The sequence below is a fragment of the Streptomyces sp. NPDC029836 genome, assembly GCF_055574495.1.
In genome coordinates this window covers 80,374-99,202 of record NZ_JBVHZI010000019.1, presented here as the reverse complement: position 1 = coordinate 99,202, position 18,829 = coordinate 80,374, and the positions used below count along the sequence as shown (strand labels likewise).

At 74.4% G+C, this 18,829-nt stretch carries 19 protein-coding genes and 1 pseudogene; 12 read left to right on the top strand and 8 right to left on the bottom strand.

All coding sequences use genetic code 11. The features are described from left to right. The first annotated feature begins 157 nt into the window (after positions 1-157). Positions 158-898: an enoyl-CoA hydratase family protein gene (locus ACZ4XJ_RS33605; RefSeq protein WP_362876742.1), complete on the top strand. Its 741-nt coding sequence runs from the start codon at positions 158-160 to the stop codon at positions 896-898. Continuing rightward, a complete protein-coding gene (locus tag ACZ4XJ_RS33600; RefSeq protein WP_468498372.1) occupies positions 886-1,473 on the top strand; it encodes a TetR/AcrR family transcriptional regulator in 588 nt (195 codons plus the stop codon). The genes ACZ4XJ_RS33605 and ACZ4XJ_RS33600 overlap by 13 nt, the downstream gene beginning before the upstream one ends. Before the next feature lie 34 nt (positions 1,474-1,507). Here the strand turns inward: ACZ4XJ_RS33600 and ACZ4XJ_RS33595 are convergent, their stop codons facing one another. Continuing rightward, positions 1,508-1,894: a DUF3592 domain-containing protein gene (locus tag ACZ4XJ_RS33595; protein ID WP_362876744.1), complete on the bottom strand. Its 387-nt coding sequence runs from the start codon at positions 1,892-1,894 to the stop codon at positions 1,508-1,510. A gap of 82 nt (positions 1,895-1,976) precedes the next feature. Beyond that, positions 1,977-3,083, bottom strand: a complete 1,107-nt coding sequence (locus ACZ4XJ_RS33590) for a citrate synthase 2 (protein ID WP_468498371.1) — start codon at positions 3,081-3,083, stop codon at positions 1,977-1,979. A gap of 238 nt (positions 3,084-3,321) precedes the next feature. Here ACZ4XJ_RS33590 and pdxH point away from each other — a divergent pair, with 238 nt between their 5' ends. The 3 genes from pdxH (at position 3,322) to ACZ4XJ_RS33575 (ending at position 6,441) form a co-directional block, all read left to right on the top strand. After that, a complete protein-coding gene (gene pdxH, locus ACZ4XJ_RS33585) occupies positions 3,322-3,945 on the top strand; it encodes a pyridoxamine 5'-phosphate oxidase (protein WP_362879532.1) in 624 nt (207 codons plus the stop codon). A 390-nt stretch (positions 3,946-4,335) separates the two neighbouring features. Beyond that, the gene (locus tag ACZ4XJ_RS33580) at positions 4,336-4,941 is read left to right on the top strand and encodes a PH domain-containing protein (RefSeq protein WP_468498370.1); all 606 of its coding nucleotides are present in this window, start codon (positions 4,336-4,338) and stop codon (positions 4,939-4,941) included. Positions 4,942-5,100: 159 nt separating this feature from the next. After that, the gene (locus tag ACZ4XJ_RS33575) at positions 5,101-6,441 is read left to right on the top strand and encodes a PAS domain-containing protein (RefSeq protein WP_362879515.1); all 1,341 of its coding nucleotides are present in this window, start codon (positions 5,101-5,103) and stop codon (positions 6,439-6,441) included. Between the two features lie 25 nt (positions 6,442-6,466). On the opposite strand, the gene ACZ4XJ_RS33570 is transcribed toward ACZ4XJ_RS33575, so the two are convergent. Then, positions 6,467-7,711: a serine hydrolase domain-containing protein gene (locus ACZ4XJ_RS33570; RefSeq protein WP_468498369.1), complete on the bottom strand. Its 1,245-nt coding sequence runs from the start codon at positions 7,709-7,711 to the stop codon at positions 6,467-6,469. A gap of 127 nt (positions 7,712-7,838) precedes the next feature. Beyond that, entirely contained in the window at positions 7,839-8,594 is a 756-nt protein-coding gene (locus ACZ4XJ_RS33565) for an SIS domain-containing protein (RefSeq protein ID WP_362879513.1), read from the bottom strand. 230 nt (positions 8,595-8,824) lie between these two features. Here ACZ4XJ_RS33565 and ACZ4XJ_RS33560 point away from each other — a divergent pair, with 230 nt between their 5' ends. Together ACZ4XJ_RS33560 and ACZ4XJ_RS33555 are read left to right on the top strand one after the other, a co-directional pair. Next, positions 8,825-9,517 carry a metal-dependent transcriptional regulator gene (locus ACZ4XJ_RS33560; RefSeq protein WP_362879511.1) on the top strand — a complete coding sequence of 231 codons (693 nt, stop codon included), beginning with the start codon at positions 8,825-8,827 and terminating at the stop codon, positions 9,515-9,517. A 274-nt stretch (positions 9,518-9,791) separates the two neighbouring features. Then, the gene (locus ACZ4XJ_RS33555; protein WP_362879509.1) at positions 9,792-10,664 is read left to right on the top strand and encodes an alpha/beta fold hydrolase; all 873 of its coding nucleotides are present in this window, start codon (positions 9,792-9,794) and stop codon (positions 10,662-10,664) included. A gap of 172 nt (positions 10,665-10,836) precedes the next feature. Here ACZ4XJ_RS33555 and ACZ4XJ_RS33550 read toward each other — a convergent pair whose 3' ends face one another. After that, on the bottom strand, positions 10,837-11,835 hold the full coding sequence (locus tag ACZ4XJ_RS33550) for a helix-turn-helix transcriptional regulator (RefSeq protein ID WP_362879507.1): 999 nt from the start codon (positions 11,833-11,835) through the stop codon (positions 10,837-10,839). Positions 11,836-11,989: 154 nt separating this feature from the next. Between ACZ4XJ_RS33550 and ACZ4XJ_RS33545 the strand changes: the two genes are divergently transcribed. The 3 genes from ACZ4XJ_RS33545 to ACZ4XJ_RS33535 all read left to right on the top strand — a co-directional run bounded on the left by ACZ4XJ_RS33545 (position 11,990) and on the right by ACZ4XJ_RS33535 (position 13,052). Next, the gene (locus ACZ4XJ_RS33545; protein WP_362879506.1) at positions 11,990-12,349 is read left to right on the top strand and encodes a hypothetical protein; all 360 of its coding nucleotides are present in this window, start codon (positions 11,990-11,992) and stop codon (positions 12,347-12,349) included. Positions 12,350-12,493: 144 nt separating this feature from the next. After that, positions 12,494-12,622 carry a hypothetical protein gene (locus ACZ4XJ_RS33540; protein ID WP_362879504.1) on the top strand — a complete coding sequence of 43 codons (129 nt, stop codon included), beginning with the start codon at positions 12,494-12,496 and terminating at the stop codon, positions 12,620-12,622. Positions 12,623-12,839: 217 nt separating this feature from the next. Next, a complete protein-coding gene (locus ACZ4XJ_RS33535; protein WP_362879502.1) occupies positions 12,840-13,052 on the top strand; it encodes a hypothetical protein in 213 nt (70 codons plus the stop codon). A gap of 229 nt (positions 13,053-13,281) precedes the next feature. Here ACZ4XJ_RS33535 and ACZ4XJ_RS33530 read toward each other — a convergent pair whose 3' ends face one another. From ACZ4XJ_RS33530 to ACZ4XJ_RS33520, 3 genes are all read right to left on the bottom strand, one after another. After that, complete coding sequence (locus tag ACZ4XJ_RS33530) at positions 13,282-14,919, bottom strand: transporter (protein WP_468498368.1); 1,638 nt, start codon at positions 14,917-14,919, stop codon at positions 13,282-13,284. Next, a complete protein-coding gene (locus ACZ4XJ_RS33525; protein WP_362879498.1) occupies positions 14,916-15,743 on the bottom strand; it encodes an ABC transporter ATP-binding protein in 828 nt (275 codons plus the stop codon). The genes ACZ4XJ_RS33530 and ACZ4XJ_RS33525 overlap by 4 nt, the downstream gene beginning before the upstream one ends. A gap of 122 nt (positions 15,744-15,865) precedes the next feature. Continuing rightward, positions 15,866-16,552 carry a bifunctional DNA primase/polymerase gene (locus ACZ4XJ_RS33520; protein ID WP_362879496.1) on the bottom strand — a complete coding sequence of 229 codons (687 nt, stop codon included), beginning with the start codon at positions 16,550-16,552 and terminating at the stop codon, positions 15,866-15,868. 214 nt (positions 16,553-16,766) lie between these two features. Here ACZ4XJ_RS33520 and ACZ4XJ_RS33515 point away from each other — a divergent pair, with 214 nt between their 5' ends. Continuing rightward, positions 16,767-18,149 carry a transcriptional regulator gene (locus tag ACZ4XJ_RS33515; RefSeq protein ID WP_468498367.1) on the top strand — a complete coding sequence of 461 codons (1,383 nt, stop codon included), beginning with the start codon at positions 16,767-16,769 and terminating at the stop codon, positions 18,147-18,149. An 82-nt stretch (positions 18,150-18,231) separates the two neighbouring features. Continuing rightward, positions 18,232-18,829: pseudogene (locus ACZ4XJ_RS33510) on the top strand (hypothetical protein); the annotation flags it as partial.

Below are 18,829 nucleotides of genomic sequence, written 5' to 3'. Positions count from 1 at the left end.
CCCCCCCCCCCCCCCCCCCCCCCCCCCCCCCCCCCCCCCCCCCCCCCCCCCCCCCCCCCCCCCCCCCCCCCCCCCCCCCCCCCCCCCCCGCCCCCACGACCCGCCCCGCCCCCACGACCCGCCCCGCCCGCCCCACCCCCGCCCGTCCGGAGGACCCATGCCCCCCCGAGTAACCGCCGGCCAGGCGAACGCCGTCACCACCCTCACCCTCAACGCCCCCGCCACCCGCAACGCCCTCTCCGCCCAGCTGGTCGCAGACCTCCGCACGGCCCTCGCCGAAGCCGCCGCCGACCCCGACACCCGGGCCATCGTCCTCACCCACACCGGCAACACCTTCTGCGCCGGCGCCGACCTCAAGTCCCCCTGCGACCCCGCCGACTTCCTCGCGCTCCTGCGCGAGACGACCGCGCTCCCGAAGCCGGTCGTGGCCCGCGTCACCGGCCACGTCCGCGCCGGCGGCCTCGGCCTGCTCGGCGCCTGCGACATCACCGCCGCCGGCCCGCAGTCCTCGTACGCGTTCACCGAGACCCACCTCGGCCTCGCCCCCGCCGTGATCTCCGCGACCCTGCTGCCCCGCCTCGACCCGCGCGCCGCAGCCCGCTACTTCCTCACCGCCGAAACCTTCGGCCCGGCCGAAGCCACCCGCATCGGCCTGCTCACCCTGCACGCCGAGGACGACGTGGACACCGCCCTCGCCCCCGTCCTCGACGGCCTGCGCCGCGCCGCCCCGCAGGCCCTCGCCACCACCAAGGCCCTGGCCACCGCCGCCGTACGGGAGTCCCTGGACCGCGACGGCGCCCGCCTGACGGAGTTGTCCGCGGCCGTCTTCGCCTCCGCGGAGGCCCGCGAGGGCATCACCGCCCGCTTCGAGCGCCGGGACGCGGCATGGGTACGGTGACCGGCCCCAAGCAGGCCCGCAGCCGGGTCACCCGACGCCACCTCCTGGAGGCCGCCGTCGCCTGCCTCGCGGAACACGGCTGGGCGGGCTCCACCGTCGCCGTCGTCGCCGAACGCGCCGGGGTCTCCCGGGGCGCCGCCCAGCACCACTTCCCGACCCGCGAAGCACTCTTCACCGCGGCCGTCGCGTTCGTCGCCGAGGAACGCTCCACCGCCCTGCGCGAGCTGTTCCACGCCGCCCCGGCCCCCCGACCGGCCGTGGTCGAGGCCATCGTCGACCTCTACACGGGTGCCCTGTTCCGGGCCGCGCTGCAACTGTGGGTCGCCGCCTCCAACGAGGAGCAACTGCGCCCGCAGGTCACCGAGCTCGAAGCCCGCGTGGGCCGCGAGACCCACCGGATCGCGGTGGAGCTGCTGCTCGCCGACGAGTCCGTGCCCGGCGTACGGGAGACCGTGCAGGGCTTCCTGGACATGGCCCGCGGCCTCGGCCTGGCCAACGTCCTCACCGACGACACGCCCCGCCGCGCCCGCGTGGTGGCCCAGTGGTCCCGCATCCTGGACGCGACCCTGACCTGACCCCCACCGGCAGCGCCCCCACCCCGCCCCCACGTCAACCGAGCGCCGCCGCCACCGCGACCCCGAGGGACACGCCCATCAGGGCGTACAGGTCCCACTGCCGCCAGGGGGACCTCCGGGCCGTGAGCGCCGTCCCGGCCCGGGCCGGGTCCCGGGGGTCGTACAGCACCTCCACCGGGTCGCCCTCGCGGGTTCCCGGCGGGCACTCCCGTTCGCCCGCCTCGTGGGTGCGGGTCCGGCCGTCCGGCGCGGGGTAGCGCAACGTCATCCGGGCCTCCCCGCCGGCCGCGGGTCGGCGCACCGCGGCGCAGCGGGCCGTGACGGCGACCCCGCGCCCGCGCAGGACCGTCCGCCGCCGCAGCAGGCACACCGCGGCCACCAGCGCGCCGACGGCGAGGACGAAGTAGGGGATCTTGGACACGAGGGGGCTCCGAACGTGGCGCGGGCGCCGCTCCCCGCTGAGGGTGCGGCGCCCGCCGTGCAAAAAGGGGGTCCGGGACGGATCAGGCCGTCTCGGCGATGCCGGCCCAGCCCTCGATGTCGCGGGGGTCGCGACGGCCCGGGCCGGTGTAGCGGGCCGACGGGCGCACCAGGCGGCCCGTCCGCTTCTGCTCCAGGATGTGCGCCGACCAGCCGGCAGTACGGGCGCAGCTGAACATGGAGGTGAACATGTGCGCCGGGACCTCCGCGAAGTCCAGCATGATCGCGGCCCAGAACTCCACGTTGGTGGCGAGGACCCGGTCGGGGCGGCGGGCGTGCAGCTCCTCCAGGGCGGCCTTCTCCAGCGCGGCCGCCACCTCGTAGCGCGGGGCGTCGAGCTCCTTGGCGGTGCGGCGCAGCACGCGGGCGCGCGGGTCCTCGGCGCGGTAGACCCGGTGCCCGAAGCCCATGAGCCGCTCGCCCTTGTCGAGGGCCTTCTTCACGTACGCGACGGCGTCGCCGGTGCGCTCGATCTCCTCGATCATGCCGAGCACGCGCGACGGGGCGCCGCCGTGCAGCGGGCCCGACATGGCGCCGACCGCCCCGGACAGCGCCGCCGCGACGTCGGCGCCGGTGGAGGCGATGACGCGGGCGGTGAAGGTGGAGGCGTTCATGCCGTGCTCGGCGGCGGACGTCCAGTAGGCGTCGACGGCCTTGACGTGCTTGGGGTCGGGCTCGCCCCGCCAGCGGATCATGAACCGTTCGACGACGGACTCTGCCTTGTCGATCTCGCGCTGCGGCACCATCGGCAGGCCCTGGCCGCGGGCGGACTGGGCGACGTACGACAGCGCCATGACCGCGGCCCGCGCCAGGTCGTCGCGCGCGGTCCGCTCGTCGATGTCCAGCAGCGGTTTCAGGCCCCACACGGGGGCGAGCATGGCGAGCGCCGACTGCACGTCGACGCGGATGTCACCCGAGTGCACGGGGATGGGGAAGGGCTCGGCGGCCGGCAGGCCCGGGTTGAACGCACCGTCGACCAGCAGGCCCCAGACGTTCCCGAAGGAGACGTGTCCGACCAGGTCTTCGATGTCCACCCCCCGGTAGCGGAGCGACCCGCCCTCCTTGTCGGGCTCGGCGATCTCGGTCTCGAACGCGACGACCCCTTCGAGTCCGGGTACGAAATCGGACATCAGGCGGCTCCTCAAATAGTGCGAACACGCGCGGCTCCCGGCGTGATTCGCGGTCCGGCGCGGTCATCCCCGTTGATGCCCGGCACGGCCGAAGGTCATCCGTACGGGGGCCCTCGGACCGGCCCCAAGATTTTGTCCGCTCCGGATGCCCTGCGGAAGCGTGACATACGGCACACCATCGGCCGGCGTCCTGCGGCAGGATGGCCGTGTGAGCGATCAGGACCTTGACCCCGCCGTCATGCGCGAGCAGTACCGTTCCGAGATCGTCCGGGAGGAGAGCCTCGCGGACGGGCCGATGGAGCAGTTCGCCCGCTGGTTCCGGCAGGCGGCCGACGCGCACGTCTTCGAACCCAACGCCATGGTCGTGGCCACCGCGACGCCCGAGGGGCGGCCCAGCACCCGCACGGTGCTGCTGAAGCGGTTCGACGAGCGGGGCTTCGTCTTCTTCACGAACTACGGCTCCCGCAAGGGCGTCGAGCTCGCCGCGAACCCGTACGTCTCGCTGCTCTTCCCCTGGCACCCGATCGCCCGCCAGGTCGTCGTCACCGGCACCGCCTCCCGCATCGGCCGCGACGAGACCGCCGCGTACTTCCGCTCCCGGCCGCACGGCTCCCAGCTGGGGGCGTGGGCGAGCGAGCAGTCGCGGGTGATCGGCTCCCGGGAGGAGCTGGACCGCCGCTACGCGGAGCTGGCCGAGCGCTACCCGGAGGGCGAGCAGGTTCCGGTGCCGCCGGAGTGGGGCGGGGTGCGGGTGGTGCCCGACGCGGTGGAGTTCTGGAACGGCCACGCGAACCGGCTGCACGACCGGCTGCGCTACGCCCTGGACGGCGACAAGTGGCGCGTCGAGCGGCTCTGCCCGTAGGACGGGCGGGCGGTCCGGGCGGGCGGCGCGGGTCGCCCGGGAACGCAGGCGACCCGCGGGCTCTGGTTCCTCTCCTGCAGTGAGAGGAGCCGGCCGGACGTACCGGCGAGCCCGCGGGTCGGGTGACTGCTTGGGATTGGCGCCTGGCGGCCACGCCGGGCACCGCACTGGGTGCGTTGCGACAACGGGCCGTCAGCCCGCAGCCACCTCACGCGTCCGGTTTCCGTACATTGCGGGAACCACCTCCCTTCTCGTGTACTCCAGAGCCTAAATCCGCTGCGCCGGGCGCTCAACTTATTTGTTCGGCACCTTCGGAGCGGCCGCAACTCCCCTGTTCGGCCCCGGAGTTCCTTCCTACACTGGCCGTCCCGCAGCGTGGGGAGGGGTGTCATGGGCGCAGGGTTGCTGCCGCGCGACTACCGGGTCCGGCCCGCGCGGCTCGCGGGCGTCCGCCTCGCCGTCGGGCTGGGAACGCCCTGCGTGCTGCTGATCGTGGCGACCATGGAGCACGTGGCCCCCGGTGTGAAACTGCTGATCGCGGCCCTGGTCGTCGCCCTGTTCGGATGGCTCGTACGGGCCTTCCGGCGCTGCTCGACCACCATCGACCGGGACGGCATCCGGGTCCGCCGCCTCACCGGAACCCGCCGGCTGGCCTGGGCCGACGTCCAGGACATCCGGGCCGCCCCCAACCCCGGCGCGGCCATGGCGCGCAACCAGCCCCTGGTCCTCGCGTACGCCCACGACCGGGCCGGCCGCCGGGTCCAGCTCGTGTACGTGGACGACGACCACGTCGACGTCACCCGCGAGATCGCCCTGATGCGGGACGCCTGGCGGGAGCTGCGCGGCCCCGCCTGGGCGGCCGACCCCGAGGTCCGGCGCCGGATCGAACGCTGGGCCCGGCGCGAGGACCGCGGCGAGGCGGCGGCGCTGCGCGGCTGGGGGACCGCCGGCGCGCTCCTCGCGGCCGGGATGGTCTTCCTGGTCCTCGCGGACTGACGGCGGACCGGCGGCGCACCGGCGGCGCACCGGCGGGCGCATCCGGGAGCGCGCCGACGGACATTCCGGGAGGAATGCGGGAACCGGGTGTGGCCTGTGTCACGTTCCAGTTGAATGATCCGACGTGCCGCACACACGAACACCTGCAGGGGGTGCCAGGTGAGTGCTTCCGGTCGTGGCGAGTCCGCCGACGATCTGCTCGCAGCGCTGCTGGACGGGATGGACGCCGCCCTGTGCGCGTTCGACTCCGACGGCGTGCTCACCCACTGGAACCGGGAGGCGGAGCGGATCCTCGGCTGGTCCGCCGCCGAGGCCGTGGGCCGCAGGGGCTTCGCGGGCTGGGCCGCGCGCGCCGCCGACGCGGACGACGTCCAAGAACGCCTCATGTCCGCCCAGCACCTACCCGGACGCCAGGTCCACGAGTTCGCGCTGCTCACCAAGGACGGCGGCCGGATCCTCGTACGCACCCAGTCCGCCGGCGTCCCCGGCGCCGACGGCAAACCCGCCGGCGTGTACTGCGCCTTCAGCGAGGTCCACGCCCAGATCGACCTCGAACGCTCCATCGCGCTCAGCGAGGCCCTCATGGACGACGCCTCCTGGGGCGTCGTCCTCGTCGACGTCGACCTGCGCCCCGCCGTGGTCAACACGCACGCCGCCCGCGCCTTCGCGGCGGGCCGCGGTGCGCTCCTCGGCCGGCCCCTCGGGGACCTCCTCGTCCAGGGCGTCGAGGAACTGGAGGGCGCGCTCCAGCACGTACTGGCCGAGGGGGCGCCGCCGTCGCCGCTGGACCTGTGGGTCTCCGTACGGACCGCCGAGGGGGTCCGGCGCCGGTGCTGGCGCAGCGGCTTCCTGCGGCTTGCCTCCCCACTGGCGGAGGAACCCGTACCGCTCGGGGTCGGCTGGCTGTTCCAGGACGTCACCGAGGCCCGGCAGGCCGAACTGGACACCGGGCAGCTCCGCTTCCGCTCCAACCAACTGCACCGCGCCGGCCGGGCCGCCGCCGAATGCGCCGACCCGGCCGAGGCCGCCGCCATCCGGCTCGACTTCGCCCTGGCCGGCTTCGCCGACCACGCCCTGGTCGACGTACTGGAAGGGCCGCCCGGAGCCGAGGCCCCCGAGCGGGGCCGACGGCTCGTCCGCTCGGCCGTGTCCCCGTCGGGCCTGGCCCTGCTGCTGCCCGGGCCGGGCGCCATCCCCGTCCGCTACGAGAACTCCCACCCGGCGCTCCAGGCCCTGGACCGGATCGGCCCCGTCCGGGCCGGCGCCCCCGGCGGCGCGCGGGACGAGGACTGGGCCCGGGCCCGGCACTGGCCGGCCGGGGCGACACAGGCCCTGTGCGTGGTGCTGCGCAGCCGCGGCCGGACCCTGGGCGCGCTGACCTTCCTGCGCGGCTCCTCCCGCCCGGCCTTCGAGCGCGCGGACGCCCTGTACGCGGAGGAGGTCGCGGCCCGCGTCGCCGCCGACCTCGACCTGGCGACGGGCGCCCGGGCCGCGCCCTGACGGCGCCGCGCCGACCCCGGCGCCCCTACCGCCGATCCCCGCCGACCTGCGAGGGGGAGGGCAGGTTCCACACGTGCTCGGGGGTGGCGATCCGCGTCACGGCCCGGCCGACCAGCGTGCTGAGCGAGCCGCCGCGGTCGATGTCGGAGTTGACCAGCACCACGAGCGTGACGCCGCTCCCCGGCAGTCCGGCGGCGATCGTCTCGTACCCGGGCAGCTCGCCGTTGTGCCCGAGCCAACCGTCGACGCGGGCGATCCCCAGCCCGTACCCGACACCGGGAACCCCCACGGGAGCCGTGCGCAGCCGCTCGGCCTGCGTGGCCGGCTCCAACAGCCGCCCGTCCACCAGCGCCGGCACCCACGCGCGCAGGTCCTCCAGGTCGGAGACGACCGCTCCGGCCGCCCACGCCCACGACGGGTTCCAATCGGTGGCCGTCACGACGGACCCGTCGGGGCTGAACGTCGTGTACCCCTGGGGGTGCGGGTCCGGGAACGCGCTGCCGGTCGGCAACGAGGTGGAGTCCAGCCCCAGCGGGGCGAAGACCCGCTCCCGCAGGTGGGCCGCCAGGGACTGGCCCGACACCTTCTCCACCAGCAGTCCCAGCAGCACCGTGTTGGTGTTGCTGTACTCCCACCGCGCGTTCGGGGCGAAGTCCGGCGGATGCGCGAAGGCGTACCCGAGCAGCTGCCGCGGCGTGAACGCGCGGTGCGGATCGGCGCGCAGCGCGTCGAGGAACTTCGGGTCGGAGGTGTAGTCGGGGAGCCCGCTGCGCATGGCCGCCAGTTGGCGCACGCTGACGTGCTCGCCGCCGGGGACGCCGTCGACGTACTTCGCGATCGGATCGTCCAGGCCGACCAGGCCCCGGTCCACCAGTTGCAGGACCGCGGTCACGGTGAACGTCTTGGTCACGCTGCCGATCCGGGAGTACATGTCGGGCTTCAGGGGGGCGCCGTCGCGGCGGTCCGCGACCCCGAAGGACGAGACGTAGGCGCCGCGCCCCGGGATCCACAGGCCGACGCTCACGCCCGGGATGCCGGCCTCCTTCATCACGGCGGTGATCGCCGCGTCCAGGCGGGCCACCGTCCCGGCGTCCAGGGCGGCTTGCGGATCCGGTTCCGCGCGATCGGGAACGGGCGCGGCGGCGACGGTCGCGGTCCCCGGCGGGGGCGCGGCGGGGGTCGTCCCGGCGCCGGCCAGGACCAGCAACAGCGCGACGGCGCAGGCGGGCGGGGCCCGCCGCGCGGTGAACGTCGTACGGGTGAAGGGCATACCCGGCCACCTCAGCTCCCCGAGACCCCGAGCGCAGGTCCTCCCCATGCTAGTGCCGTGACCGGAAGCGACGCTTCCGGTCACGGTCGGCAGGGGCGCGCACCGCCGTCCGTCAGGGGCGGAAGAGTCAGTGGCGGAAGAAGATCCGGTCGCCGTACTCCTGCATCACGCGACCGTTCCACTCGTGGCCGCCGTCCACGTTCCCCGACCGCAGCAGCGGCGGCTCGACGCCGCGCGCGACCAGTTCCCCCGCCGCCGCCGCCATCACCGCCTGCATGATCGCGCTGGTCACGACGGTGGACGCGGGGGCGAAGGGGGCGTCGATGCCGTCGAGGGTCAGCTCGGCGTCACCGACCGCGATCTTGCTGTCGAGCACGATGTCGCAGTGGTCCTTGAGGAAGGTGCCCGAGACGTGCCGCGAGCGCGTTCCCGTCGCGTACGCCATGGAGGTCACGCCGATGACCTTGAGGCCGATCGCCCGGGCGTTCATCGCCATCTCGACGGGCAGCGCGTTGCGCCCGGACAGCGAGATGATCACCAGGACGTCCCCGTCGGAGGCCGGGCTGCTGTCGAGCACCGCCCCGGCGAGTCCGTCGACCCGCTCCAGCGCGCTGCCCAGGGTGGCGGGCATGACGTCGATGCCGGCGGTGCCGGGTACGGCGAGGAAGTTCATCAGGGCGAGTCCGCCGGCCCGGTAGACCACGTCCTGCGCGGGCAGCGAGGAGTGTCCCGCGCCGAAGGCGAAGAGCCGGTTCCCCGAGGCGACGGCCTCGGCGATGACGATCCCGGCCTCGTTGACGCGGGAGGCCTCCTCGTCGCGCACCCGCTCCAGCAGACCGATGGCGGCGTCGAAGAACTGCCCGGCCAGCTTGCTCTCGCTCATACGCCGAAGGCCCTTCCAGGGTGGGGTGCGGTGGGTGCGTCCGTGTCCGCCGCTCACCGTGCGGTCTGGACCAAGCGCGTGTCAATACGAACGTCAATCCCCGGGCCGAAAGGCCCTCCACGGGGCTCGCGAGAGTCCCGTACATGCCTTGACGCTCGGCGCGGGACGGTTGTCGGCGCGATGCGTCAGAATTGGGGGCAGGGCCAGCGCACGCAATCCGAGGGGCACGAATGTCCGGACTGATCGATACCACGGAGATGTATCTCCGCACCATCCTCGAGCTGGAAGAGGAAGGCGTGGTCCCCATGCGCGCCCGGATCGCCGAGAGGCTCGACCAGAGCGGCCCGACGGTCAGCCAGACGGTGGCGCGCATGGAACGGGACGGCCTGGTGTCGGTGGCCAGCGACCGTCACCTGGAGCTGACCGAGGAGGGCCGCAAGCTCGCCACCCGCGTGATGCGCAAGCACCGCCTCGCGGAGTGCCTGCTCGTCGACGTCATCGGCCTGGAGTGGGAGCAGGTGCACGCGGAGGCCTGCCGCTGGGAGCACGTCATGAGCGAGGCGGTGGAGCGGCGCGTACTGGAGCTGCTGCGCCACCCGACCGAGTCCCCCTACGGGAACCCGATCCCGGGCCTGGAGGAACTGGGGGAGAAGGCCGAGGCCGATCCGTTCCTGGAGGACGGCATGGTCAGCCTGGCCGAGCTGGACCCGGGCAGCGAGGGCAAGACGGTGGTCGTCCGCCGGATCGGCGAGCCGATCCAGACGGACGCCCAGCTGATGTACACGCTGCGGCGGGCGGGCGTGCAGCCCGGCTCCGTGGTCAGCGTGACGGAATCCCCGGGCGGGGTGCTCGTCGGCAGTGGCGGCGAGGCCGCCGAACTGGACGAGGAGACCGCCTCGCACGTGTTCGTGGCCAAGCGCTGACGATCCCCGCGGAGCGGGGGGAAGCGGGCGGTCCCGGCGCCTCGCGGCGCCGGGACCGATCCTCCCCTTGCTGACCTGGAGCCCCGAGCTCTCAAGGTCATTCCCTTCGGACCGTCTTCCCCGAGCGGCCCGCCTCCCTGTGGAAAGGATCTCCATCGGCAGCGGCGGCCAATCCTTGAGCAAGGTCACTCGAAAGAGCGGTGTTGTTGGCGAGACGCCCGTTTTCGAATGCGGGTTCGATAGTCTGGCCGGGATCGAAGGGGGTGCATCTGCGGTGGTACAGCGCATCGATGTGACGGGGGCCGACGGCGTTCGCCTGGCCGCCTGGGAATTCCGCGAACCGCCCGCGGAGCCCCTGCGTCCGGCGGTCCTGTTACTCCACGGCCTGATGGGCCGCGCCCTGCACTGGGCCGGTACCGCCCGCTGGCTGGGCGAACGGCACCGCGTCGTCGCCCTGGACCAGCGCGGACACGGCCACAGCGCCCGCCCCGGAGCCGGCCGGTCCTTCGCCACCCCGCTGGGCCGCGAGGCCTTCGTGGCCGACGCCGAAGCGGCCGTCGACCAGCTCGGCCTCGCCCCCGTGATCCTCGTAGGCCACTCCATGGGGGCCCTCACCGCCTGGCAGCTCGCCGCCCGCCGCCCCGAGTTGGTCCGGGCCCTGGTCATCTGCGACATGCGGGCCTCGGCCCTCGGCGAGGCCTCCCAGCAGGAATGGGAGGAATGGTTCCGCCGCTGGCCGCTGCCGTTCCCCACGCAGGACGCCGCCCGCCGCTGGTTCGGCGAGGACGACCCCCGCGTGGAGCGGCCCGACCCCGGCCGCGGCGCGTTCTTCGCCGAGGTCATGCACCGGGCGCCGGACGGCTGGCGCCCGTTGTTCTCCCGTCGCCAGATGCTGACCGCCCGCGAGACCTGGGTGCACGACGCCCACTGGGAGGAACTGGCCCAGGTCCGCTGCCCCACCCTGGTCGTCCGCGGCCTGGACGGCGAACTGGGCCGCGCCGAGGCCCAGGAGATGGTCCGCGTCCTGCCCGCCGGTCAGTACGCCGAGATCCCGGACGCAGGCCACTACCTCCACTACGACCAACCGGCCGCCTGGCGCGCGGCCGTCGAACCCTTCCTGGAGGGAGTCACCGCCGACGCCCCCTGACACCCCCGCACCCGCCCGCGCACGGACCCGCTCCAGCGACGCACGAGCGGGACCGGGTTGGCTGAGGGAATCCGGCCGGTGTCCACGCGCACCTGACCGCGCGAGGGCGGCGGCCGGACTCCGACCGGGCCCGGCGCGGGCGTACCGGCCGGCCGCCGGTCGCGCCCGCGCGCTACGACGTGCTCGGGAGCCAGCCGCGCTGGACGGCGCGGACGCCGAACTCGAAGCGGCTGGCCGCCCCCAGGCGCTCCATCAGCCCGTTGGCCAGCCGCCGGGCCGTCCGCGGGGAGACCGCGAGCCGCTTCGCGATGGCCTCGTCGGTCAGCCCCTGCGCCAGCAGCCGGATCACGGTGTTCTCCTGGGCGCTGAGCGTGCCCTCGTCCCGCTCCGGCGCGCCGCCCAGCGGCTGCGCGCCCGCCCACACGTTCTCGAAGAGCGCGCACAGCGCCGTCAGCGTGCCCTGCCCGGTCAGGATCACCGCGCCCGCCGCGCTGTCCTCGCTGCTGATCGGGATGACCGCCGACGTACGGTCGAAGATCATGAGCCGGGTCGGCAGGTCGGGAGCGGTCCGCACCTCGCCGCCGAGCTCGCTCAGCCACGCCGCGTACGCCACGGTGGGTTGGCTGTTGCGCACGCTGTCCTGGAACAGCGACCGCATCCGAACCCCGCGCGCCAGCAGTGCCCGGTCGTTCGGTTTCGACGCCTCCAGGGTGTGCGCGCGGTGCCCGCCGCCCGGCGCGAAGCTCATCAGCTCCGTCCGCAGTCCGTGCGCGAGGCCGCTGATCCGGGACCGGATCTCGTCCAGTCCCACCAACTGTTCGACGCCCGGGCTCGCCGCCGCGTGCGGGCTGAGGTCCGCGTACTCGGCGATGAGCTGGGCGGCCGCCGCCCGCGAGGCCTCGACGCGCAGCTGTTGCGCGGCCAACTCGGACTGTTGGCGGGCCATCAATATTTCCATGCCCACCTCGGGCGTGACCGCGCGCAGCTCGCCGGCCCGCTCGTAGGACGGCCGGATGAGGGCCAGTTCGCTGAGCGTGTCGAGACTGCGCCGGACGTCGTCCTCGGGCACGCCGAGGCGATCGCCGAGGGCTTTCACCCCCTCGCGCGGAAAGGCGAGCATGGCGCGGTAGACGGCCTCGGAAGTCGAGTCGAGGCCAAGCGTGGCTAGCACAGCGGTTCCCCCCGTGTGTGCCTTATTGATCAAGTGCGCAGATCATCGCACGCAGTGATCGACCGAAACCAGCCCGAGGACACTTCCGTCCAAGGACCGAACTGTCCACGTTCAATGCTTTGTTCGGGCCTCCACTTCCGGAAGGGTCGATCCCATGTTCCTGATCCACGCGGCCCTCCGTGCCCCCGCGCCGGGCGTACGACTCCCGCCCTCCACGGCAGAGTTCATCCGAGCCCTGCCCGGCGCGGAAGGCCTGGTCGAGCACGTGTCGGCGCACCCCGGCGCCCTGCCCGACCCGGTCGTGGGCGTGTACGTCCTCGCGGACGGCCTCGCCGAGGCGGAGCGCCGTACGGAGGAACTCTGCCGACGCGCCCTCGACGAGGTACGGGCCCTGCGCGGATGGCGGGTGACCCGGGTCGGCGTACCCCTCGTGGCGCCGTACTACGAGCAGCTCCTCCGGTCCGCCTCCGGCCGGCCTGGACGGATTGGGACAGGACCGTTTCCGTCCACCTGAAAGCCCTTCCACCCGTCCTGACCTGCGACGAAAGTAGTGATCGCCGGCAGGGAACACCACCCGGCCGGTCACACCGGAGGAAGCGTCACCGCGGGACGCCAGCCCGGAACACCCACTCGTTCCAGCTCGGGAGAAGGACACGCCATGCTGCGCACCACGATCGTCAAGGCCGCCGCGGTCACCTCGCTCGCCCTCGTCGCCCTCACCCCCGCCCTCGTCGGCCAGGCCCCTGACGCCACCACCCACGTCACCGCCACCACCGCCTGGGAGTAGCCCGGCCCGAGGCCCCGCCGCCTCGCCGGAGCACGCACCACGCGCGCCACCCGCGCCACCCCAGGGCTTGCCGTACGCCGCCCCGACCGCTGGTCCCGCAGGACAGCCGTCGCCCCGGCCCCGATGCGCCCGATTCCCTCCGGCCCGCCCCAGGGCCCCCGCCCGCGGCTTCCCGCGGCGCCCCCGGAACGTCCCGACCAGCCCCAGGAGCTTCGCCGTGTCCCGATTCCAGACCCTCGCCGTCCGCACCGCCGCCGTCTCCGCCCTGGCCGCCGCCGCCCTGACCCTGACCCTGACCGCGACCACCCCGCCCGGCGCCGACACCCGCGTCACCACCGCCACCACAGCCTGGGAGACGGCCCCGGCGGGCAAGAACACCACTGCCTGGGAGACGGCGCCGACGGGCAAGAACACCACCGCCTGGGAGTAGTCGCCCCGCGCTCCCGCGTCCCGGCAGCCCCACCCGGCACCCCGCCCCACCCGACACCCCGCGCCACCCGCGCGTCCCGCCCGTCGGCCCGACAGCTGCGCCTGCAGGGCAGCCGTCCACCCGCCGCGGAGCGCCCGCCCGCTCCCGGCTCCCGACGTACGCGCAGGGCCGGCCCCCCTCCCTCCCGGGAGCGGGGCCGGCCCTGCGCGGCGTGCGTGGGGGTCGCGGGTCAGCCCCTGCTGACCGCCACCAGGATCTCCGGCAGTTTGCGCGCCACCGTCGGCGCGGCCAGCCGCAGCCCCGCCCATGTGGCCAGGGCGCCCCAGGCGGTGCCCAGCGGCAACAGGACCCAGGTCAGGTCCCGGTGGTCGGCCACGTGCAGGAACACCGTCAGGGCGATCACCGGCGCGCAGATCACCACCGAGGCGAGCAGCCCGAGCCCGATGCCCGCCCAGGCGAGCCCGCCCTGACCGGGGGCGACGTTCTTGAAGGCCCCGTCCGACGGGATCGAGTACGGGAAGTGCGCAGAAGCCAGCGCGCCCGTGCACAGCATCGACCCGACGAGCGCCAAGGACACGCCGAGACCGGCCGGGAGGGCGCCCCAGTCCCCGATCAGGCCGGCCGTGACGGCCGTGACGAGGACCGTGTACGGGACGATGACCAGCGCCAGCGCCGCGGCCCGGGCCCGGAGTTCGAGGTAGGCGTCGTGCGGCGTCACGATGGTCTGGGCGACCATCCAGAACGCGGAGGTGTCCTGCCCGAACTGGTTGTACATCTGGACGCCGAGCATGCCCGCGCCGAAACAGGCCAGGTAGACGGAACCGGCGCCCTGGAGGGCGTTGACCACCGGGACGATCATGCCGATCGCCAGCGCCGTCACCCAGGCCGACTTCGTCTTCGGGTCTCGCACGGCGTAGCGCAGCGTCCGCCGCATGGTGGCGCCCGTACGGTCGTCGGGCAGCAGTGACCGGGAACGGCCCGCGCCGGGTTCCTTGGTGGGCTTCGAGGCCGCGAGGCTGGAGCCGTCCGGCGTGACCATGAGCCCGGTCAGGGTCCGCTCCCAGAACCACAGCAGGCCGGCCAGCGCCGCGACGGTGACCAGGAACTGGCCGACGGCCTCCGGGTGGGCGCCCCGGGCCGCCGAGTCGACCATGCCGACGGCCGACGCCGGCGGCAGCCACCGCACGACCGCCTCGACGGGCTCCAGCCGGGTCAGACCACCCGCCTCGAACAGCCGCTGGCTCGCGAAGTTGGCGACCTGCGCCCCGACCGCGATCAGCAGGCCGCTCAGCAGCGCGAGGTCCCGCCCCTTGCGGCTGGTCAGCAGCCGTACGTTGGCCGTCGCCACGGCCCGGGCGAGCGTCACGCAGCCGAGGACGAGCAGCGGGACGGCCACCACACCGGCCACCACCCCCGCCGCGCCGCGCGCCACCGCCACCACCGAGCCGACGGCCAGGCACAGCGTGAACAGCGGCCCGATGCCGACCAGCGAGGACGCCAGCAGCGCCCGTACGAGGGGCCGCGGCCGCAGCGGCAGCATCACGAGCCGGCTCGGGTCCAGGGTTTCGTCACCGGTGGGGAAGAACAGCGGCATGAACGCCCAGCCGAGCGCCAGGATCGCGGCCAGCAGTACGACGACGGTCCCGGCGTGGGCGTGGCCGCGCAGCATCGCCAGGCCCAGCGTCACGAACCCGGCGACGACGAGCGCGAGGACCAGGCTGCCGATCCAGGCGGCCTTGCGCTTGGAGGAACCCTTCAGGCCGTTGCGCATCAGCGACAACTTGAGGCGGACGAACAGCGGCGTCAGCGACACGTCCGCGACGGCCGGCGCGACCGGAGCGACCCGCACGGCCGGGGCGGTGCTCATCGGGCGCCGCCGAGCCAGTCGAGGGAGTCGCCCGCGGCCCGGTCCCGGGCGCCGACGAGTTCGAGGAACGCGGCCTGCAGCGACGGCGCGGACCCCCGTACGTCGGCCAGCGGCCCGGCGGCGCGGATCTGCCCGGCGGCCATGACGGCCACCCAGTCGCAGAGCGACTCGACGAGCTCCATCACGTGCGAGGAGAACACGACGGTGGCGCCGGACGCGGTGTACCGCTCCAGCACCCCGCGGATGGTCTGCGCCGACACCGGGTCGACGCCCTCGAACGGTTCGTCCAGGAAGAGGACTTCGGGGTTGTGGAGCAGCGCGGCCGCGAGGCCGATCTTCTTGCGCATGCCCGTCGAGTAGTCCACGACCAGCTTGTGCTGCGCGCCCGCGAGGTCCAGGACCTCCAGCAGCTGCGTCGCCCGCTTGTCGGTCTCCTCACCGGGGAGCCCCCGCAACCGGCCCATGTAGCCCAGGAGTTCGCGTCCGGAGAGCCGCTCGAAGAGCCGCAGCCCCTCCGGCAGGACCCCGATGCGGGACTTCACCGCGACGGGGTCGGCCCACACGTCGTGTCCGACGACCGTCACCGTGCCCGCGTCGGGGCGCAGCAGCCCCGTCACCATCGACAGCGTCGTCGTCTTGCCGGCGCCGTTGGGGCCGACGAGACCGATGAACCGGCCCGCGGGCAGTTCCAGGTCGACCCCCGCGACGGCCACCTGCTCGCCGAACCGCTTCCACAGTCCTTCGACGCGTACGGCGGCGCTCGGCGCGGTTCGCACGCCGTCCACCCCGCCCGTACCGCCCGCCGCATCACCCTGTTCCGGCATGCGCCTGCCTCTCGTCCGTTCCCCGTGGTCGTACGTTCCTCACCATAGGAGCGGGTCGCGGACGTGAGCAGTTACTTATGTCATGAACCTCGGGGCGGTGCCGGGCCGGTGCGCGCGGACCCTCAGGCGCCCCGACGGCCCCGGGCAGCGGCGGCCTCGCTGCCGCAGGCGTACGCGAGGGCGTCGATCAGTTCCTCGGTGTCGGGCAGCCACCGGTTCGCGGGGGTGGGCTTGCGGGCCCACTGCACCGGACCCCGGCCGCCCTGCCGGGTGGGCGGCGCGGCCACCCAGTCGCCCTCGCCCCGCGCCGCCAGGTCGATGGCGTGCGGCAGCCAGCCCAGCTTGCGCACCAGGTCCGCCGTCTTCGCGCCGGCGCCCGGCAGGACGAAGAACAGCATGCGGTGGTCGGGGGTCAGGGTGACCGGCCCGAGGGTGCGCTGCATCCGCTCCAGGCGGGCCAGGGCGAGGAAACCGGCGGAGTCCGGGACGTCCAGCACGTCGAAGGTCCGGCCGGTCGGCAGCAGGATCGAGGCCGTGGGGTGCTTCGCCCAGATCCGCCGGACCCCCACCGCGCTGCCCGACGCCTGGGCCGCCCACTCCTTCACCGCCGGGTGGGCGCCGGGTGCGGGACAGTCCGTCGCTCCGCAGGAGCACAGTTCCCGGCCGTCGCCGTGCTCCAGCCAGGTACCGGCGAAGACGTCCCAGTGCCGTTCCTCCACGTACCGCACGGCATGGTCGAGCAGCTGATCGCCACGCTGCTGGGGGATGGGCGCGGTCTCCGTGACTCCGATGGTCTCTTCCACGCCCATCACAACTCCTCGGGTCACGGCTGGTTACGGGCCCAAACCGGCCGGTGGACGGTGCATCGATCCTGCATACGGGGCGCATCGGTGCACGGGCGGGGGCGCGTAGGAGGCTGGGGCGCGGTCGCTGGGTAGCCACGAGCCGCGGAGGGGAAGATTCTCCGCACATCAGGCGGGAAGTGATCATTCCAACGATCACCCGCGGCTTCAGGGGGTTTTCATGGCAGCCAGGCCTCTCGTGGCCCGCCAGCCGAACGAACGGCTGCAGGCGCTCATCCAGGAAGCCGGGTGCTCGAACGCCGGGCTCGCCCGGCGGGTCAACATGTGCGGGGCCGAACACGGCCTCGACCTGCGCTACGACAAGACGTCCGTGGCCCGCTGGCTGCGCGGCCAGCAGCCGCGCGGCCGGGCTCCGGGCATCATCGCGGAGGCGCTGGGCCGCAAACTCGGCCGGACCGTCACCATCGACGAGATCGGCATGGCCAACGGCAAGAACCTCGCCTCGGGCGTCGGCCTGCAGTTCTCCCCGACCGTCGTCGGCGCCATCGAGCAGGTCTGCGAGCTGTGGCGCAGCGACGTGGGGCGCCGCGACTTCCTGTCGGGGTCGAGCGTGGCGGCGTCCGCGCTGGTCGAGCCGAGCCGTGACTGGCTGATCACCGGCGCCGACCCGCAGGTCGCGCGCAGTGGCGGGGCCCGCGTCGGGATGTCCGACGTGGAGGCCGTCCGGGCGACGACGCAGGCCCTGACCGAGCTCGACCACCGTTTCGGCAGCGGCCACGTACGGCCCGTGGTGGTGCACTACCTGAACTCCGTGGTGTCCGGGCTGATCGGCGGTTCCTACCGGGAGCCGGTCGGGCGGGCGCTGTTCGCGGCCGTGGCCCGGCTCACCGAACTCGCCGGGTACATGGCCGTGGACACCGGGCAGCCGGGTCTGGCGCAGCGCTACTACATCCAGGCCCTGCGGCTGGCCCAGGCGGCCGGCGACCGGGCGTACGGCGGGTACGTCCTCGCCGCGTCGATGAGTCACCTCGCCGCCGAGCTGGGCAACCCGCGGGAGATCGCCCAGCTGGCGCGGGCCGCGCAGGAGGGCACGCGGGGGCAGGTCACGCCGCGGGTGGAGGCCATGTTCTACGCCGCCGAGGCGCGCGGGCACGCGCTGATGGGCGACGCCCGGTCGACGGCGGTGCTGTCCGGTCGGGCGATCACGGCGCTGGAGCGGGCGGAGCCGGAGTCCGGGGACGACCCGGTGTGGATCCGGCACTTCGAGCACGCCTACCTGGCGGACGAGCTGGCGCACTGCCACCGGGACCTCGGTCAGGCCGACGCGGCGGCCCGCCGCGCGCAGGAGGCGCTGCGGGCGCTGCCCGCGACGAAGGCCCGCCGGCGGGCGATCGGACTGCTGCTGCTGGCGGCGGCGCAGGTCCAGCAGCGGGAGGTGGAGCAGGCCTGCACGACGGCGACGAAGGCGGCCGAGCTGCTGGAGACGCTGCGCTCGCGCCGGGGAGCGGAGTACCTGGAGGACTTCCGGGGGCGGTTGGAGCCGTACCGGGAGGAAGCGGCCGTTCGGGAGTTCGCGGCGCGGCTGGAGGTTCAGCCGGCCTGACATGTCCGCGGAGGGACCGGGTAGCGTGACCCGACGGTTGCCGTAGTTGCGGGAGACGTCGGAGAAGGCAGAAGGAGTCCCGGTGACGCAGAGCGGACAAGGGGGCGTCCCGGAGCCCGGGACGCCGCGTCCGGTGGGCCCGGAGGCCACTCCGGGCTACCCGGAGCAGGCGGGTCCGGAGCAGGCGTACCCGGAGCAGGCGTACCCGCAGCAGGGGTACGCGCAGCCGGCGTACCCGGGACAGGCGCACGGGGGGCAGCCCTACCCGGAGCAGGGTCACCCGGGTGAGCCGCCCCGGCCCGAGCAGCCGCAGGCGTACGTCGAGCAGCCGCCGCAGCCCGGGGAGCCGTGGGGGCCGCCCGCGTACGCCTACCCGCAACCGGAGGGCTACGGTCCGGACGGCGCCGGGTACGGGCAGCCGGGCCGGCACGCGGCGCAGGAGTACCCGTCCCCGCCGTACGGGCAGCCCGCGTACGAGCCGCAGCCGCCGCGACCCGAGCAGCCGGCGTACGACCACCCGCCGCAGGGGCACGTCCTGGGCCCCGGCTTCGAGGGCCCGGGCGCGCCGCACGGCTACGGCTACCCGCCGCTGCCGGACGCGGTCACCCAGTACATCGCGCCGGTCCCGGCCCACCCGGGCGAGGACGCGACGCAGTTCATCCCGCCGGTCCCGGCCCACG

Coding starts and splice junctions, on each gene's coding strand:
- ACZ4XJ_RS33530 (WP_468498368.1), bottom strand. CDS start 14,919: ATGAGCACCGCCCCGGCCGTGCGGGTCGCTCCGGTCGCGCCGGCCGTC.
- ACZ4XJ_RS33580 (WP_468498370.1), top strand. CDS start 4,336: ATGGGCGCAGGGTTGCTGCCGCGCGACTACCGGGTCCGGCCCGCGCGG.
- ACZ4XJ_RS33515 (WP_468498367.1), top strand. CDS start 16,767: ATGGCAGCCAGGCCTCTCGTGGCCCGCCAGCCGAACGAACGGCTGCAG.
- ACZ4XJ_RS33605 (WP_362876742.1), top strand. CDS start 158: ATGCCCCCCCGAGTAACCGCCGGCCAGGCGAACGCCGTCACCACCCTC.
- ACZ4XJ_RS33520 (WP_362879496.1), bottom strand. CDS start 16,552: ATGGGCGTGGAAGAGACCATCGGAGTCACGGAGACCGCGCCCATCCCC.
- ACZ4XJ_RS33565 (WP_362879513.1), bottom strand. CDS start 8,594: ATGAGCGAGAGCAAGCTGGCCGGGCAGTTCTTCGACGCCGCCATCGGT.
- ACZ4XJ_RS33540 (WP_362879504.1), top strand. CDS start 12,494: ATGCTGCGCACCACGATCGTCAAGGCCGCCGCGGTCACCTCGCTCGCC.
- ACZ4XJ_RS33560 (WP_362879511.1), top strand. CDS start 8,825: ATGTCCGGACTGATCGATACCACGGAGATGTATCTCCGCACCATCCTC.
- pdxH (WP_362879532.1), top strand. CDS start 3,322: ATGCGCGAGCAGTACCGTTCCGAGATCGTCCGGGAGGAGAGCCTCGCG.
- ACZ4XJ_RS33570 (WP_468498369.1), bottom strand. CDS start 7,711: ATGCCCTTCACCCGTACGACGTTCACCGCGCGGCGGGCCCCGCCCGCC.
- ACZ4XJ_RS33600 (WP_468498372.1), top strand. CDS start 886: ATGGGTACGGTGACCGGCCCCAAGCAGGCCCGCAGCCGGGTCACCCGA.
- ACZ4XJ_RS33525 (WP_362879498.1), bottom strand. CDS start 15,743: ATGCCGGAACAGGGTGATGCGGCGGGCGGTACGGGCGGGGTGGACGGC.
- ACZ4XJ_RS33545 (WP_362879506.1), top strand. CDS start 11,990: ATGTTCCTGATCCACGCGGCCCTCCGTGCCCCCGCGCCGGGCGTACGA.
- ACZ4XJ_RS33590 (WP_468498371.1), bottom strand. CDS start 3,083: ATGTCCGATTTCGTACCCGGACTCGAAGGGGTCGTCGCGTTCGAGACC.